The sequence below is a fragment of the Maribacter halichondriae genome (genome assembly GCF_027474825.1).
GTDB classification, from domain to species: domain Bacteria; phylum Bacteroidota; class Bacteroidia; order Flavobacteriales; family Flavobacteriaceae; genus Meishania; species Meishania halichondriae.
This window is the reverse complement of sequence record NZ_CP107030.1, coordinates 3,260,304-3,276,006: the sequence shown is the minus strand read 5'-3', so window position 1 is coordinate 3,276,006 and position 15,703 is coordinate 3,260,304. Positions and strand designations below refer to the sequence as shown.

Annotated in this window: 14 protein-coding genes, 2 tRNA genes and 1 pseudogene; 7 read left to right on the top strand and 10 right to left on the bottom strand. The window is 42.9% G+C overall.

The window, feature by feature from the left end:
* Positions 1-8: 8 nt before the first annotated feature.
* Positions 9-1,775 (bottom strand): ABC transporter ATP-binding protein, encoded by a 1,767-nt coding sequence (locus N8A86_RS15170; RefSeq protein ID WP_273566163.1) that lies wholly within the window; start codon positions 1,773-1,775, stop codon positions 9-11.
* Positions 1,768-2,520: a tRNA pseudouridine(38-40) synthase TruA gene (gene truA / locus N8A86_RS15165; RefSeq protein ID WP_273566162.1), complete on the bottom strand. Its 753-nt coding sequence runs from the start codon at positions 2,518-2,520 to the stop codon at positions 1,768-1,770. Before truA ends, N8A86_RS15170 begins: the two co-directional genes overlap by 8 nt.
* Before the next feature lie 184 nt (positions 2,521-2,704).
* Here truA and N8A86_RS15160 point away from each other — a divergent pair, with 184 nt between their 5' ends.
* The 4 genes from N8A86_RS15160 to N8A86_RS15145 all read left to right on the top strand — a co-directional run bounded on the left by N8A86_RS15160 (position 2,705) and on the right by N8A86_RS15145 (position 4,484).
* Positions 2,705-3,202 (top strand): metallophosphoesterase family protein, encoded by a 498-nt coding sequence (locus tag N8A86_RS15160; protein WP_273566161.1) that lies wholly within the window; start codon positions 2,705-2,707, stop codon positions 3,200-3,202.
* Positions 3,203-3,389: 187 nt separating this feature from the next.
* On the top strand, positions 3,390-3,683 hold the full coding sequence (locus N8A86_RS15155; protein WP_273566160.1) for a hypothetical protein: 294 nt from the start codon (positions 3,390-3,392) through the stop codon (positions 3,681-3,683).
* 2 nt (positions 3,684-3,685) lie between these two features.
* The gene (locus tag N8A86_RS15150; protein ID WP_273566159.1) at positions 3,686-4,105 is read left to right on the top strand and encodes a hypothetical protein; all 420 of its coding nucleotides are present in this window, start codon (positions 3,686-3,688) and stop codon (positions 4,103-4,105) included.
* 88 nt (positions 4,106-4,193) lie between these two features.
* Complete coding sequence (locus N8A86_RS15145; protein WP_273566158.1) at positions 4,194-4,484, top strand: hypothetical protein; 291 nt, start codon at positions 4,194-4,196, stop codon at positions 4,482-4,484.
* Positions 4,485-4,690: 206 nt separating this feature from the next.
* Here the strand turns inward: N8A86_RS15145 and N8A86_RS15140 are convergent, their stop codons facing one another.
* Positions 4,691-5,101, bottom strand: a complete 411-nt coding sequence (locus N8A86_RS15140) for a DUF4293 domain-containing protein (RefSeq protein WP_273566157.1) — start codon at positions 5,099-5,101, stop codon at positions 4,691-4,693.
* A 211-nt stretch (positions 5,102-5,312) separates the two neighbouring features.
* Between N8A86_RS15140 and rho the strand changes: the two are divergent.
* Positions 5,313-6,882, top strand: a pseudogene (gene rho, locus N8A86_RS15135) (transcription termination factor Rho).
* A 203-nt stretch (positions 6,883-7,085) separates the two neighbouring features.
* On the opposite strand, the gene rpsT reads toward rho, so the two are convergent.
* The 4 genes from rpsT to proS all read right to left on the bottom strand — a co-directional run bounded on the left by rpsT (position 7,086) and on the right by proS (position 9,259).
* Positions 7,086-7,337: a 30S ribosomal protein S20 gene (gene rpsT / locus N8A86_RS15130; protein ID WP_273566156.1), complete on the bottom strand. Its 252-nt coding sequence runs from the start codon at positions 7,335-7,337 to the stop codon at positions 7,086-7,088.
* 58 nt (positions 7,338-7,395) lie between these two features.
* Positions 7,396-7,467: transfer RNA gene (locus tag N8A86_RS15125), tRNA-Glu, on the bottom strand.
* 78 nt (positions 7,468-7,545) lie between these two features.
* Positions 7,546-7,617 (bottom strand) — tRNA-Glu (locus tag N8A86_RS15120).
* A 166-nt stretch (positions 7,618-7,783) separates the two neighbouring features.
* Complete coding sequence (gene proS, locus N8A86_RS15115) at positions 7,784-9,259, bottom strand: proline--tRNA ligase (protein WP_273566155.1); 1,476 nt, start codon at positions 9,257-9,259, stop codon at positions 7,784-7,786.
* A 92-nt stretch (positions 9,260-9,351) separates the two neighbouring features.
* Between proS and N8A86_RS15110 the strand changes: the two genes are divergently transcribed.
* Together N8A86_RS15110 and N8A86_RS15105 are read left to right on the top strand one after the other, a co-directional pair.
* On the top strand, positions 9,352-10,530 hold the full coding sequence (locus N8A86_RS15110) for a hypothetical protein (RefSeq protein ID WP_273566154.1): 1,179 nt from the start codon (positions 9,352-9,354) through the stop codon (positions 10,528-10,530).
* A gap of 234 nt (positions 10,531-10,764) precedes the next feature.
* Positions 10,765-12,270, top strand: coding sequence for an OmpP1/FadL family transporter (locus tag N8A86_RS15105; RefSeq protein ID WP_273566153.1), 1,506 nt, complete (start codon positions 10,765-10,767; stop codon positions 12,268-12,270).
* A gap of 82 nt (positions 12,271-12,352) precedes the next feature.
* Here N8A86_RS15105 and N8A86_RS15100 read toward each other — a convergent pair whose 3' ends face one another.
* Genes N8A86_RS15100 through N8A86_RS21675 form a run of 3 tightly spaced genes read right to left on the bottom strand, consistent with a single transcriptional unit; the run spans position 12,353 to position 15,701 of the window.
* Positions 12,353-13,795 (bottom strand): T9SS type B sorting domain-containing protein, encoded by a 1,443-nt coding sequence (locus N8A86_RS15100; RefSeq protein ID WP_273566152.1) that lies wholly within the window; start codon positions 13,793-13,795, stop codon positions 12,353-12,355.
* Positions 13,796-13,852: 57 nt separating this feature from the next.
* Positions 13,853-15,376: a T9SS type B sorting domain-containing protein gene (locus N8A86_RS15095; protein ID WP_337251632.1), complete on the bottom strand. Its 1,524-nt coding sequence runs from the start codon at positions 15,374-15,376 to the stop codon at positions 13,853-13,855.
* Entirely contained in the window at positions 15,342-15,701 is a 360-nt protein-coding gene (locus tag N8A86_RS21675) for a hypothetical protein (RefSeq protein ID WP_337251631.1), read from the bottom strand. Before N8A86_RS21675 ends, N8A86_RS15095 begins: the two co-directional genes overlap by 35 nt.
* Positions 15,702-15,703: the final 2 nt, after the last annotated feature.

The window sequence follows — 15,703 nt, the reverse complement described above, 5'->3', positions numbered from 1 at the left end:
AAAAAGCATCAAGCAACCTCTTCCGCCAAAAATTGTGCCTCGTACAAATTGCTGTAGTATCCACCCTTTTCGAGTAATTCTTTATGGGTGCCCGTTTCCACGATTTTTCCGGCATCCATGACCAAAATTTTGTCCGCTTTTTTGACCGTGTGCAATCGGTGCGCAATAATAATTGAAGTACGTCCCTCGGTAATTTTATCCGTAGCGCGTTGGATCAATCGTTCTGAATACGTATCTACGGATGAAGTTGCCTCATCGAGCACCAAAATACTGGGGTTGCTCACATAGGCCCTTAGAAAAGCGATGAGCTGACGTTGCCCACTTGACAACATAGTGCCCCGTTCCTTTACATTGTATTCATAGCCTTCTGGAAGGCTTGATATAAATTCATCGACCCCGATTTGCTTGGCTGCTTGTTTTATGGTTTGCAAAGTGATGGAAGGGTCTTTCAATGAAATGTTGTTCGCAACGGTATCCGCGAAGAGAAAGACATCCTGTAAAACGACAGCTATTTGGGCACGCAACGAGGTTAATTTAAAGTCTTTGATATCGATTCCATCCACTAAAATAACTCCCGAATCTATTTCATAGAAGCGGTTCAACAAATTGATAATGGTCGATTTTCCGGCTCCCGTAGCCCCTACAATGGCGATGGTCTCCCCAGCCTTTACATCAAAGGAAATTCCATGTAATACTTCCTCATCTTCCACATAACTGAAACGCACCTCAGAGAATTTGATATTTCCGCTAACATCATCTTTTACGACTGTACCTACATCTTGAATGTTACTGTTCGTATCGAGGATATTAAATACGCGATTGGCCGCTACCATGCCCATCTGCAACGTATTGAACTTATCGGCAATCTGCCGTAAGGGACGAAACAATAAATCGATAAGCAATATAAAGGCGAAGATGGTCCCGAAATCTTCTCGTTCCAGGTTGGCCACATTCTGTAAACCTCCGTACCAAACGATCAATCCTACGGCAATAGAGGTAACGATTTCCGCGATTGGAAAGAAAATCGAGTTGTACCAGACCGTTTTCAACCAAGCGTTCTGATGTTTTTCGTTGATTTGCCTAAATTTTTCACTTTCTATTTTCTCACGGGTAAACAATTGAACGATCTTCATGCCGACGATACGCTCCTGAACAAAGGAATTCAAAAAGGCCACCTGTGCCCTCACTTCAATAAAGGCCACCTTCATCGCTTTCTGAAATAACCGCGTTGCATATAGGATAACCGGAAGTACCGCAAAGACCAAAAGGGCCAATTTCCAATTGATGACCAGCATGACCACCGCCGCCACTACCATCTTTAATAAATCGGCTACAATGACAAAAAATCCTTGACTGAAAATTTCTCCGATACGCTGCATATCGGCAACAGCGCGTGTGACCAAAACACCCAAAGAAGAATTATCGAAATATTTCATGCGAAAGCCCAGCATGTGTTTGAATAAATTAACACGCACATCCTTGATTACCGACTCTCCCAACCAATTCGCGTAATAATTGAAACCCAACTGACTGACGACCTGGCCGATAAGTACCCCCAACATGGCCCATGTCAAAAACAACAAGCGCTCTGAATTACTGCTTTTAATGGCATCATCGATAATTTCTCGAAGAATCAAGGGGGTCAATACCGCAAAACCGGACAATAGTATCGCCGCCAACGCGACCCCAAAGAAAGTAAGTCGATAGGGCTTGGTATGCGCCATCAACCTATTGAAGAGCTTGGTATCGAATGCGTTACCGGATTGTTTATCCATGTGTTTTACGAATACTTTCAGGGTAGTTTACCTGGGTCAAATATAATCCTTTTGCAGGCACTGACGGACCCGCTTGGGCCCTATCCTTACTTTTTAGGATAGTCTTAACATCGACAACTTCCAACTTCCCCTGCCCTACTTCGAGCAAGGTACCTACCATCGCCCGGACCATGTTTCTCAGAAACCGATCAGCCGAAACGGTAAAGATCCAGAGTCCGTCTTTTTCTTCCCAAACCGCTTTCTTCAGCTCGCACCGATACGTCTTGACATCGGTATTCGATTTCGAAAAGCATTCAAAATCATGATGTTGCAAAAGCAATTGGGCGGCGACGTTCATTTTTGTAAAATCAAGGGGTTGCTTTACAAAGTAGGCCGCTTCATTTAAAAAGGGATTCTTCACTTGCGTTATCCAATATTCATACGTGCGCTCCGTGGCATCGAAACGGGCATGGGCCTCATCGGTTACCTCAAAAATTTTCTGTACGGAAATATCATCGGGCAGAAAAGCATTCAGACGGTAGGTCAAATCCGTAAGGTCTGCTATTTTTTCCGTATCGAAATGGGCGAACATTTGTTTTGCATGTACTCCCGCATCGGTTCTTCCGGCACCGGTTAAAGAAACCGCGTTGCCCAAAAGTTTAGACATTACATCTTCCAAAACCTCTTGCACGGAAATGGCATTGGGTTGGTTTTGCCAACCATGGTAGTGCTTTCCGAAGTAGGAGAATTGGATGAAATATCTCACGAGGATTCTTTAGTTTTACGGCGATAAAGATACTTGATCCTTTTGGAGCTAAAGGAATGAAATTCCAAATACCAAGCACCAAATTCCAATTTGATCATTTTTGGAATTTGGAATTTGATTTTGGAATTTTGGATGGCTGATTTAGACCGTACATAGGGCTTACCCAAAACCTTGAAAAGAGTAAATGAAGAAGATTTTATTACTATCGGATACCCACTCCCATATCGACGACGCCATTCTAAAATATGCCCGTCAAGCAGACGAAATCTGGCATGCCGGCGATATCGGTTCCTTGGAGGTTACGGATGTACTATCCGCCATTAAACCGGTTCGGGCGGTTTATGGCAATATCGATGACCATGTGATCCAAAAAGAGTTTCCGTTGGATAATCGTTTTACCTGCGAAAAAGTCGATGTCTATATGACCCATATCGGGGGTTACCCGCCAAAATATAATCCCAGAACGCGAAAGACCATTCAAGAAAATCCGCCTAAATTGTTTGTCTGTGGCCACTCGCATATTTTAAAAGTGATGTGGGATAAAAAACTAGGGGTGTTGCACATGAACCCTGGCGCCTGTGGCAAACATGGGTTTCATCAGGTTCGGACCATGCTGCGTTTTGTTATCGATAGGGAGGACATTAAGGACTTGGAGGTGGTGGAGTTGGGGAAGCGTGGGTAATCGTTATATTTGAAATGCTATCAGAAAACATGCTTTTAGCCACCTATTTTAGAATATAAAGTGGAGAAGACATTTGACATATAAACAAGTTAGACAACATATGCTAAAAGTTCTACCAATATTAACCTTTCTGTTTTTGACACTTAATTCGTCAGGACAAAATTGTGAGTATTTAGAATATTTTCGCTTGACCGATTTAGCCAAAAATGACTGTAAAAAAGAGAATTTCAAGGAAGCGAGGAGGAATTTCAAACTCGCATTTGAGAAAATAGTATTTCCCCTAGGACACGATTTAAGTTATGCTTTGTTTACCGCAAACGAACTAGAAGACGACCAATGGGCTGGACATATAGCTGCAAAGCTAGCTAAAGGTGGAATTCCATTGAGGTACTTTTCAAAATTCAAAAAAAGAAATGGTATAAGAAATTTGAATCGGACTTTCAAAACTACTCTGAACATTGCAAAAAACATTTTGATATAGAAATGCGGAATCGCTTCTTAGTAATTTCACAAGAAGATTATGAATTTATTGATAAATATCACCAGTGGAGGGAACGCAAAATAGAATTGACATTAAAGGAATTAATCGATGGAGCGACAAGGATATTAACGGACTTTAAGGATTTCAACGAAAAATATGGATTTCCCAATGAACAAAAAATGGGATACCACTATGTTCGTCGAAAAAATAGTATTGAGCCTTATCCAGTTGCAGTTCTTATGATTCATATTTATCAAATGGGTACCCTCATTTTTAAGGATAATATACACAACCTTGCTTGCGAAGGTTCATTACACTCAAATTATGAAGAAACTTTTAAAAGTATCAGTGGATTTGGAGATAGTACTGGAGTTGAACAGGAAATAAAAGCTAGATACAAAAAATATAGAGGAACGGATTAAAGTACGTTGCCTAACAAAACCTCCTATGAAAAGCCCTAGTCCAGTTCTTTATAGTCTATACCGCAAAACCAACCCTAAAGTATAAAACATGCAAAACTGTTTAAAAAACTCCTTCCTATCTTTTTTTATAGGTATTTGTTTTATATCGGCCCAAGTTACCATTACTCCAGAGCGGCCAAATGGAATTTACAAAGTAGGCGAAACAGCACTTTGGACGGTCGATTTCGATTCGGAAACTAAGGTTGATTCAGTTCACTATGCCGTAAAGAAAGGCGGACTTACCGTTCTCAAAAAAGGAGTTCTGTATACCAAGGGTGAAAAGATTTCCGTGAGTCATCTATTCAATGAACCCGGAGCCGTTTTACTGGAGGTACAATGAAACAATGAGAAGTCAAAAGAACAGAAATTAGTGGGTGGGGCATCGCATCCCCCGCTACCGTTCGTTTGCAACGAGTGGCCATCTGCATGAGCAGAACAATCCGCTTCAGATAAACTCTGACTAGTAGCAACAAAAAGCGATACAAACAAAAACCCCGGCACTTCTGCCGGGGTTTTCTACGCACTAATACTACTAAGATGTTTGGTTCAACGTAAACGATCCACAGATTTTACAAGATCTTCATCCTTCTTTATGGCCCTATTGGCAAGGACCAAAAAAACGATAGAAAATACAGGAATCAGCATCCCAATACCCTTCTCAGAGACCGAAATCTCTCCGGATAAATTTAGCGATCGGTAAACGAAAAATCCCAGTAAAAAAAGATTCAATATCATGTTCAATCTGTTCACCACAAATTGATTTTTTCTATTCTTAAAAAGCATAATGCCAACAAGCGCCAAAGCAGCCGATACGTATAACGCACCTGAAATCAAGAGGTCGTTCTTGGCAAAAAATTCCATTCCATCAGCATCGGACCATAGGTTTAACCAAAAGGGTAGAACACCACCTAAAATGGCCACGATGAAGAGATAAATGGTCTGAATTCGTTGAATCATTGCCTTTATTGCATTCGGAAGGGCAAAAATACATGTCTTTTTAAAAAATATACACCTATTCTTGAAAATAATTTGTAATATTGTTGCGTTATCAGTTGTAACACTTACCGAAAGGGAAATCTTTCCCGAGTAATATCCACTTAATAGTTTACCTTAATTCAATTATACACTCCTTGTATTTTCTAAAGACCTATAATTTATACCTTACTTAATGTTTGAGATTTCAGATTTAAAATCAAAAAAGCTGCCTGAGCTTCAGGAAATTGCTAAAGGCCTTAACGTGCCCAAGTACAAAACCCAAAAAAACTGGACCTTGTCTATCAAATTCTTGACCTACAGGCTGCGAACCCCAAAGCGGTCGCCGAAGTAGTACCTGAGATGAAGGAAGATCGACCAAAACCGCGACCACGCGCCAAAGTGGAGCATAAAAAACCCGAGGAAAAGAAAGACAATTCCAATAAAGAAGAGTCAAAAGAACAATCTCAGGAGGCCCGAGAGCAAAATAAACCCTCTCGACCAAATCCGCGTCCGCAGAAAAAAGAGTTCCAAAAAATTCGCCACAGCGGAGCGATCAGAACAAAAAACAGCATACCCAACGTAGCACGCATGACAAGAGCAACTTTGACAAAGACCTAAAGAACCGATATAAGGAACCGGAATTCGAATTCGACAGCATCATCGAAAGTGAAGGCGTTCTTGATATCATGCAAGACGGTTATGGTTTCTTACGTTCTTCGGATTATAACTATTTATCATCGCCCGATGATATTTATGTATCACAATCGCAGATCCGTTTATTCGGACTTAAGACCGGAGATACCGTATTAGGCAATGTACGCCCACCAAAAGAGGGTGAAAAATATTTTCCGCTGATCAAGGTGAACAAAATCAATGGAATCGATCCGCAAATTGTTCGTGATCGGGTTTCTTTTGAGCATTTGACTCCATTGTTTCCCCAAGAAAAATTCAATCTGGCCGAACGTCAGGCAACCATATCGACACGGATCATCGACCTGTTCTCCCCTATCGGAAAAGGACAACGTGGTATGATCGTAGCACAGCCAAAAACGGGTAAGACGATGTTATTGAAAGACATCGCCAACGGTATCGCGGCAAATCACCCGGAAGTATATCAAATTATCCTATTAATTGATGAACGCCCTGAAGAAGTTACCGACATGCAGCGTAATGTTCGTGGCGAAGTGGTTGCCTCTACTTTTGACAAAGAGGCCACGGAACATGTTCGCGTGGCGAATATCGTACTCGAAAAAGCGAAACGTTTGGTCGAATGTGGTCATGATGTCGTCATTCTCTTGGATTCGATTACACGATTGGCAAGGGCTTACAACACCGTTCAACCAGCCTCTGGAAAAGTTTTGAGTGGTGGTGTCGATGCAAATGCCCTGCACAAGCCGAAACGTTTTTTCGGTGCGGCACGTAAAATTGAAAATGGAGGGTCTTTATCCATCATTGCAACTGCTTTAACGGAAACGGGATCTAAAATGGACGAGGTAATCTTTGAGGAATTCAAAGGAACCGGTAACATGGAGCTTCAACTCGATCGTAAGATCAGTAACCGAAGAATATTCCCTGCTATCGACCTTACTTCTTCAAGTACACGTCGAGATGATCTCTTATTGGATGAAAACACCATTCAACGTATGTGGATCATGCGAAAGTATTTGGCGGATATGAACCCGGTAGAGGCGATGGAATTCATAGAACAACGCTTCAAGCAGACCAAGAACAACGAAGAGTTCTTGATGACGATGAACCAGTAATTACGCCTTCGGCTTAATTAATTCCAATAAAAAAATTCCAAATTCCAAAGCGGATATGCCTAGGAGTTTGGAATTCTTATTTAGGAAAGGTTTGATGGAAAGATGATTCCAGAAAAATGTTAAAAAAAATTCCAAACTCCAGAGATGAACTCTTGAAATTTGGAATTTTTCCCGATAGCTATCGGGATTGGAATTTGTTTTATTTATAACGCCGCAACGTGCTTTGTCAGTTTGCTCTTTAAATTGGCCGCTTTATTATCGTGGATAATATTACGTTTTGCCAACCTATCGATCATACTGATTACCTCGGGCAACAATTTCTCCGCATCTTTCTTTTTCTCTTCGGAACGCAATTTTTTAATTGCGTTACGGGTCGTTTTATGCTGATAACGGTTGCGCAGGCGTACTGCCTCGTTTCTTCTGATTCTTTTTAACGCTGACTTGTGATTTGCCATCCTATTTCTTTGTTATATTTTTTTAAATCCTTCTTCACCGATCCTCTTCGAACTTTTGTAGCCCGTAGGGGAATCGAACCCCTGTTACCAGGATGAAAACCTGGCGTCCTAACCCCTAGACGAACGGGCCATTTTTGAGGTACGAAGTAAGAATTACAAAGTACGAAATCTTTTGTTTGTACTTTGTAATTCTAAGTTCGCACTTTCGTAGCCCGTAGGGGAATCGAACCCCTGTTACCAGGATGAAAACCTGGCGTCCTAACCCCTAGACGAACGGGCCAATTTTTAAAGTCAAGGAGTGCGATTTACGAAGTACGAATCAAAAAAATTGCAACACTGCAAACCTTCGTACCTCTACCCTCGCGCGTTTAACTTCGTTTATTGCGGTTGCAAAAATACAATTATTTTTAACTATCACAACCCTTACCGACAAATTTTGGAAGCTTTTAGTAGGCCTTGGCAAATAGTACCCTATACGGAGATGCTTTACCGGTCAATATACAGCTTCCAGACTCCTCTTTCACATCTATCGGAATACAGCGAATTGTGGCCTTGGTTTCCTCTTTTATTCGATTTTCCGTTTCGACGGTGCCGTCCCAATGCGCAGAAATAAATCCACCTTTCGATTCGAGAACCTCCTTGAATTCCTCATAGGTTTCAACAGGGGTTATATGTTCTTCCCTATAATTATGGGCCCTTTCAAAGATATTTCGCTGAATATCTTCCATCAAAAACTCGATTTTCGCAACCACCTCGCCCATGGGAACGGTCTCCTTTTCAAAAGTATCCCTTCGGGCGACTTCAAACGTTCCGTTGGCCATATCACGCTGCCCAATCGCAAGTCGTACCGGCACCCCTTTCAGTTCATATTCATTGAATTTGAAGCCGGGTTTATGTGTATCCCTATTATCGAATTTCACCGAAATTCCTTTGGCACGCAGTTCTTTAACTAACGGATTTACTTTTTCCGAAATGGCATCCAACTGTTCCAAACCTTTATAAATAGGAACGATTACAACCTGAATCGGCGCAAGTTTTGGCGGAAGCACGAGTCCGTTATCATCACTGTGCGTCATGATCAATGCACCGACCAAACGTGTTGAAACACCCCAAGAAGTTGCCCAAACATGTTCTTGTTTTCCTTCTTTGTTCGCAAATTTCACGTCAAACGCCTTTGCGAAATTTTGTCCCAAAAAATGGGAAGTACCCGCTTGAAGTGCCTTTCCGTCTTGCATTAAGGCTTCTATGCAATAGGTCTCGATCGCGCCGGCAAACCGCTCGCTTTCTGTTTTAACACCTTTAATAACCGGAACCGCCATATGGCTTTCGGCGAAATCGGCATAGACGTTCATAATCAATTCCGCCTCATCGATGGCTTCCTGCTCTGTGGCATGAGCAGTGTGCCCTTCTTGCCATAAAAATTCTGTGGTACGAAGAAATAGCCGGGTCCTCATTTCCCATCTCACAACATTGGCCCATTGATTGATTAGTAGGGGAAGATCACGATACGATTGAATCCAACGGCGATACGTATCCCAAATAATAGTTTCTGATGTCGGCCTCACGATAAGTTCCTCTTCTAATTTGGCATCGGGATCTACGATAATCCCACTTCCGTCCTCCGCATTTTTTAGCCGATAGTGTGTCACCACGGCACATTCCTTGGCAAAACCCTCGACATGGCTCGCCTCCTTGCTCAAAAAGGACTTGGGAATGAAAAGTGGAAAATAGGCATTTTCATGACCTGTATCCTTGAACATTTTATCCAAGCCAGCCTGCATTTTTTCCCAAATGGCGAATCCGTAAGGTTTGATGACCATACAGCCCCGAACTGCAGAGTTTTCTGCAAGATCAGCCTTTACTACCAGCTCATTGTACCATTTGGAATAGTCCTCGCTGCGCTTCGTCAAATTTTTACCCATTATCTATAGTTTGGCATAGAACTTGTGTCTATGTTGTCGAAATAATTCGGTAAAACTAGTTATTTTTACTATGTTCAACAATTAAATTTAGAATGATGAATAATTCTCTACCCCTCCCAAAATTTAGCGCTTCGGCCATCTTGATGCTCGTTGGGCTTTTCGTCGTTTCATGTGGTTCGTACCAACAGGCCTCGTATTATGACAATGACGGAATTTATGCCGACCCGAACGATAGAATCGTCGAAAGAACGCCACAGGAAAAACTTACTCCCCAACAAAAGCAGGAGAAGAATACCTATTCAGAATATTTTGGGCAACGAGCGGATCAATACGAAGAAATCTTGGAGGGTGAGATTTTCACCGATGTTGATTCCTATTCAAGTGGTGTGGAAAATGATAGTCTAAGTTCAACCCGATTGACAGATTACTATAACCCTGACAACGATTATCAAGGTTATGCGGGATGGGGAGACAATGCCACTGCAGTAAATATCAATATTTATGACAACGGATGGAACAACTGGGGCTGGGGCGGAGGCTTCGGTTGGGGATGGAATGACCCATGGTTATGGAACAACTGGAGCTATGGCGGAGGCTTTGGCTGGGGCTGGAACAACCCATGGCGCTGGAACCGTTGGGGCTGGGGCGGAGGCTACGGCTGGGGCTGGAACAACTGGGGCTGGGGCGGAGGCTACGGCTGGGGCTGGAACAACCCTTGGATCGGCAATAGATGGGGCTGGAACAACTGGGGCTGGGGCGGAAGAAATTATGCCTATAACAATTCTCGACGTGGTTATTACGGTAGAAATGCAATTGCCGGCAACAGTTCCAGAAACGCTTTACGCGGAAGATCCAATCTGAACACAAGGAGCAATTCGACCAGATATCGGTCAACTTCGGCACGATCGGCCAGTAGCAGAAGTGCTAATGTCCGCAGTTCGAGAAGTGGTAGAAATGGTATTGCTTCTCGGCGTACGGTCGGAGTAGATCAAAATAGATCGTACAGAACAAGTAGGAGCACCAGGGCGGTACCTCGATATAATAGTTCTTCTAGAAGTAACCAAAGTTATAGAAGTACATCTCCAAGAAGCGGTAGCTATAGAAGCGGTAGTGCTTCACGTACAAGAACAGCACCACGAACTTCAGCATATAATAGAAGTACTTCGGGTTCGCGGGCAGGATCGTATAGAAGTTCAGGCAGTAGCTCAAGAACGAACCAATCGTATCGAAGTTCTTCACCCCCGCAGCAGCAGCTATCGTTCTGGAAGTAGTTCAGGAACCCGAAGTAGCGGTAGCTATAGAAGTTCGGGCAGTAGTTCGCGAAGCTCGGGCGGAAGTTATAGAAGTTCCGGCGGAAGTTCACGAAGCTCCGGCGGTAGTGTTCGGAGCTCTGGAGGTGGTGGTTCGCGTTCTTCCGGTGGTGGCGGAAGAAGCGGTGGTGGAGGACGAAGCGGAGGAAGACAATAAGCCCGAAATAATCACAATTCATTCTTAATTTATAACAGATGAAACGATATATAACTTTCATGGTGCTATTGGCATGCACGTTCGTAGGCGCACAAAATATTGACGATGTACTGCGCTACAGCACTGACAATCTTCAAGGTACCGCACGTTTTCAAGGTCTAAGTGGTGCGTTTGGTGCCCTTGGCGGCGACCTCTCGGCACTTAATATCAATCCTGCGGGATCCGCGGTATTCGCAAATAGCCTATTTACCATTTCAGGTACGAGTTATAACCGTGATAACGCTTCAAGTTATTTTAATGGCAATAATGGCCGTGTAACCAACAACTTGGATATTAATCAAGTTGGAGGAGTGATGGTTTTCAAAACTACAAATCCCGATTCCAAATGGAAAAAACTGTCCTTGGCCATCAACTATGATGTCGTTCAAGACCTCGATGATGAATTCTTTGTTTCAGGAAATAGCAATCAGGGCATTGACAATTATTTTTTGAATTTTGCAAATGGGGTTCCTTTCGGTGCGATTCTATTGCAGGATGGCGAGCTCTTGGAAAATGCCTATTTAGACATCGGTTCGCAACAAGGGTTTACCGACCAACAGGCCTTTTTAGGATATTTCGGAGGAATAATAGACCCACAGAGTTCAGATGACGACAATTTGGATTATGTCAGTAATGCCGATTATAGCACAGTTAACCAAGAATTTTCAAGATCCACGACGGGCTATAACAGTAAATTCACCATAAATGCCGCTACCCAATATGAAAACCGTCTTCAGTTGGGTGCATCGTTGAACTTCCATAATGTGCAATACACGCAACTCGACCGGTTTTTTGAGGATGGATATGATGCCGGTTCAGAGATACAGTTCACGACATTCGATAATTATTTGAGAACCCAGGGTTCTGGGTTTTCTTTTAGTCTAGGGGCCATTGCAAAATTGAATGAATTCGTTCGCCTTGGAACGAGTTATCAATCGCCCACATGGTACCGTCTTACCGATGATACTTCACAACGCATAAATTCTGATTTAGCGGATGAAGATATCAATTTCATCAATTTTGATGTGGTCAACCTATTCGATACCTACACGATTAAGACCCCTGAAAAATGGACAGGAAGTTTGGCAATAATCTTTGGAAAAAATGGACTTCTAAGCCTTGATTATGGGTTTCAAGATATGTCAAGGGCTGAATTAAAACCCGTTTCCGACACTAGTTTCGCCACTGTCAACGATCAAATCGTCAGTGAACTGGCTTCAGTTTCTTCGATACGAATCGGAGGAGAATATCGAATCGCCCAAGTCAGTCTTCGAGGAGGATATCGTTTTGAACAAAGCCCTTATGCCAATGGTGTAACTATTGGAGATCTTAATGGCTTTTCGGCTGGACTAGGATATAATTTTGGGGGAAGCCGATTGGATTTGGCTTTTAATCGCACCGAACAAGATTTCAACAGACAGTTGTTCGATACTGGATTTACGACCCCTGCCTTCATCAATAATATCAATACTAATGTAACTTTGGCATACACCGTTAATTTCTAATGTCGATATATAGTTAATATAAAAAGACCGGCCCCGAAAATTTTCGGGGCCGGTCTTTTTACATTTTCCTGTAAACCGCCTTTTATCTTTTTAACGTAAAATGCGATTGTCTTGTTTTTGCGATTTGAACTCCATCCTCTAACATGGAGTATTCCAGTCTAAACCAATAATCACTAGAAGGCAAAGGCCTGCCATTAAGTGTGCCGTCCCAACCTACAGAATTGGAATCCAACTGGCTTAATAACTTACCATATCGGTCGAAAATAAAAAGCAATGGCGAATCGAGGGTTTCAATACCAAGAACATGCCAAAAGTCATTGATTCCGTCATTGTTGGGCGTGAAAAATTTAGGATATCCCACAACTAAAAATTCAATGGGTTCGGTAATGCCGCAGCCATTTTTATCATTGATGATTACCGTATTGATTCCAGGTGGTACGTCGGTGAAAACCGGGTCGTCTTGAAACTCGCCCCCATTTATCGCAAATTCGTAATCACTATTCCCTACTACAAAAAACTCGATATTGTTTTGATCAGGATCTTTGTTTAGATTGGTATCCAAGGTTTCTACACGGTCTAAAACAGGAATTCCATGAAATGTAATCAGAATGCCTCCAACATCGGCAACAGTCGGTGGCGTTCCTGAAATTGTGGTAATCTCCGCAAAGTAACGTCCAGAATTCGGACTTGTCACTACATACTCGGCTCCGAAAGGACCGGTCCCCGTCAAGGTTGCATCAGGGGTTCCGTCATCCTCATAATCGACGGTCCATCTGACATTGAGAATATCAGGGCCCACCGGGGAGTTCAAAGCACTTAAAGTAATATCGGGATCACCTTCGCAGGCAACGATATCCAATCCTAAAAATTCATCCCTCAAGGTACAGTCCAAAGCGGTGTTTTGATCGTCTTGAACCGAACTTCCGGTAAAGGTCAAGATAAATTGTTCCTCGTCACCGTCAAAATTCGTGTTGTAGTTATTAATCAATATATAGTAAATCTCTCCCGGTTGTACATCAAGCCATTCATCGTACGTATTCAAGCTTTGCTTTAAGAAAGGTGCGCCTTCCTGCCCGCTTATCGGGTTAACACCGATACCTGTAAAATTTGTGTCGTTGGTTTCGTAATTACATCGGATGGGTTGGGCAGTGCCATTACTAATATCGCCGCAATCTACATCGGGGCCATATACGGCAAAATCCCATTCAGCAGTGACGGTAGTAGAACCAGGTACGGCCAATGCCTCAATATCAAAACCTACTTGACCACCGGTACCTGCACGAAAAACATACCAAGCCGTGTTGTGTTCAATGTTTGAGGAACTATTGCTCCCTTTTTCCAAACAACCCGTTTGATTGATCGTCTCGGGATCAAAATCGTCGATATCACCGCTACCGTTGGCAAAACCCATAATGGGCGCATCGGCGCAGACAGGTATGGCACTTCTACAATCTGGGGAATTTTGTGCAGTTGCCGCTACTGAAAATAAGAGCAGACAGCAAACAAAACAAAGGAGTGTTCGCATAAATAGTGGGGCTAATAGTGAACAATTGATCAATAATATAACTCTGCCACACGTATTTTAGTATGTTTTATCGGGATTTTCTGCACTTAATCGATGAAATGCCAAATCATCTTTTAAAGCAAAATGATTGTTTACGTATTTTGCGGTTACCTGTTCGCCATCACTGGCCCTAGTATAGGTCAGTTTGAACCAATAGTCCGCCGAGGGCATAGGTTTACCGTTTAAAGTACCATCCCAACCGATATCTTGAGCGGTCAATTGTTTCATCAACTTCCCGTAGCGGTCATAGATGAATACTACAGGGTTCTCTAGGTAGGACAACCCTTCAATGTGCCATTGCGAATTCGTATTATCACCGTTCGGGGTAAAGAATTTAGGGAAACCCACTACAACGATATCCTCGGTGATGGCACCACAACCTTTAGGGTCGTTCACAGTAATGGTATGCGCACCGGGCAATACATTATACCAGACATGTGCGGCCTGATAGGGTTCGTCATTCAAGCGATACTCGAAACTGTCTTCATTCTCCACGACTAAAGTTACCTTGTTATTGTTTCGAAGGTCTTCAATAATGACTTCTGTAATTTGGGGCGGTATGGATTCCGTTACATTGATGATGGCCGTTTCGGAACAACTAAGTCGATTTTGAGCATTCGTTATGATCAGGGTATAGTCGCCCTCCGCCGTAACCGAAATACTAGGTGTGGTTTCGCCAGTATCCCATTGATAAGTGTAATTAGAATCGGCCTGTGTTTCTCCAATGGTCACACTGCCATTTGTTGCACACAGGTATCCTTCCAAAGGAAAATCAATCGAAGGAGTTTCCAGCGCAGTTAACTGAAACTGCTGGGTGGCATCGAAGCATTTAGGATTATTCAATGAGGTTACCCGCACGAATATGGGTCTAGAACCAAAGTCCATCGTATATTGTTTCTGAAGAATATTTATTCCGTTAATGGCATCGCTTTGAGACTCGTGATAGCTTACCAAATATTCACTGGGAGATTGACTTTTCAACGCTTCTGCATCTTTTACCGACAAATCATACGTGCTATTGCCGGAACATGAGGCATCATCAGAAACCGGATTGGCCACTGGCACCGCCGAAAAAGCAACTTGTACATAACTATCGATTGTCTCGGCGAGTGTTGTTACCCTTACCCAGTACATCGCCGCCTGCGATACATCAAGTGTCGAGGCATGCTCTCCAGTAATGGGTTGAAAACCACTACCTGAGTCCATTTGCCAATCATATGTAGCACCGGATGTCATCGCATCCAGGGTGACCGTCTCACCTTCACAGGCCGAAATAGGCGGGCCCAAAAGATTACTGATAATGGAACAATCCAAAGCGGTATCAGGGTAGGCGATAAAAATACTTCCGGAAAATTGTATCGAAAATCCGGAATTGTCATTGCTGAAATTATTGATCAACAGATAATAATCCTCTCCAGGTGATACATCCAACCAGGCTTCGTATTGAGCGTTCTCCCTATCCCCAGTAGGGTCTTCCCCTACCCCGGTGAAGGATTTCTCATATTGATTATCGAAAAAAATTACATCTAACGGGTTCTCCAAGGTTATTGCAATCGTCGGATTTGTAAAGAGCAAAATCCCAATCCTCCTTCTTATCGATGCCGATATTGAAACCAAGTTGCCCACTTTCCGCGGTCCGGAAACGATACCAGGCCGAATTGGACTCGATGATGCCTGAAAGAGCCTCTTCAAGACATCCAGACCTAGTACTGCCATTGAAATCATCGATGCCAAAACTATTCGTACCCCCATTTACCGGAGTATTGTTACAGATAGGTATGGCATTGGAACAATCGGGAGCAACCTGTGCGTTCGCATAGGCCATCCCGAATAAAAGAGATAAGAACAGAAGAGCATAGCGCTTCATAA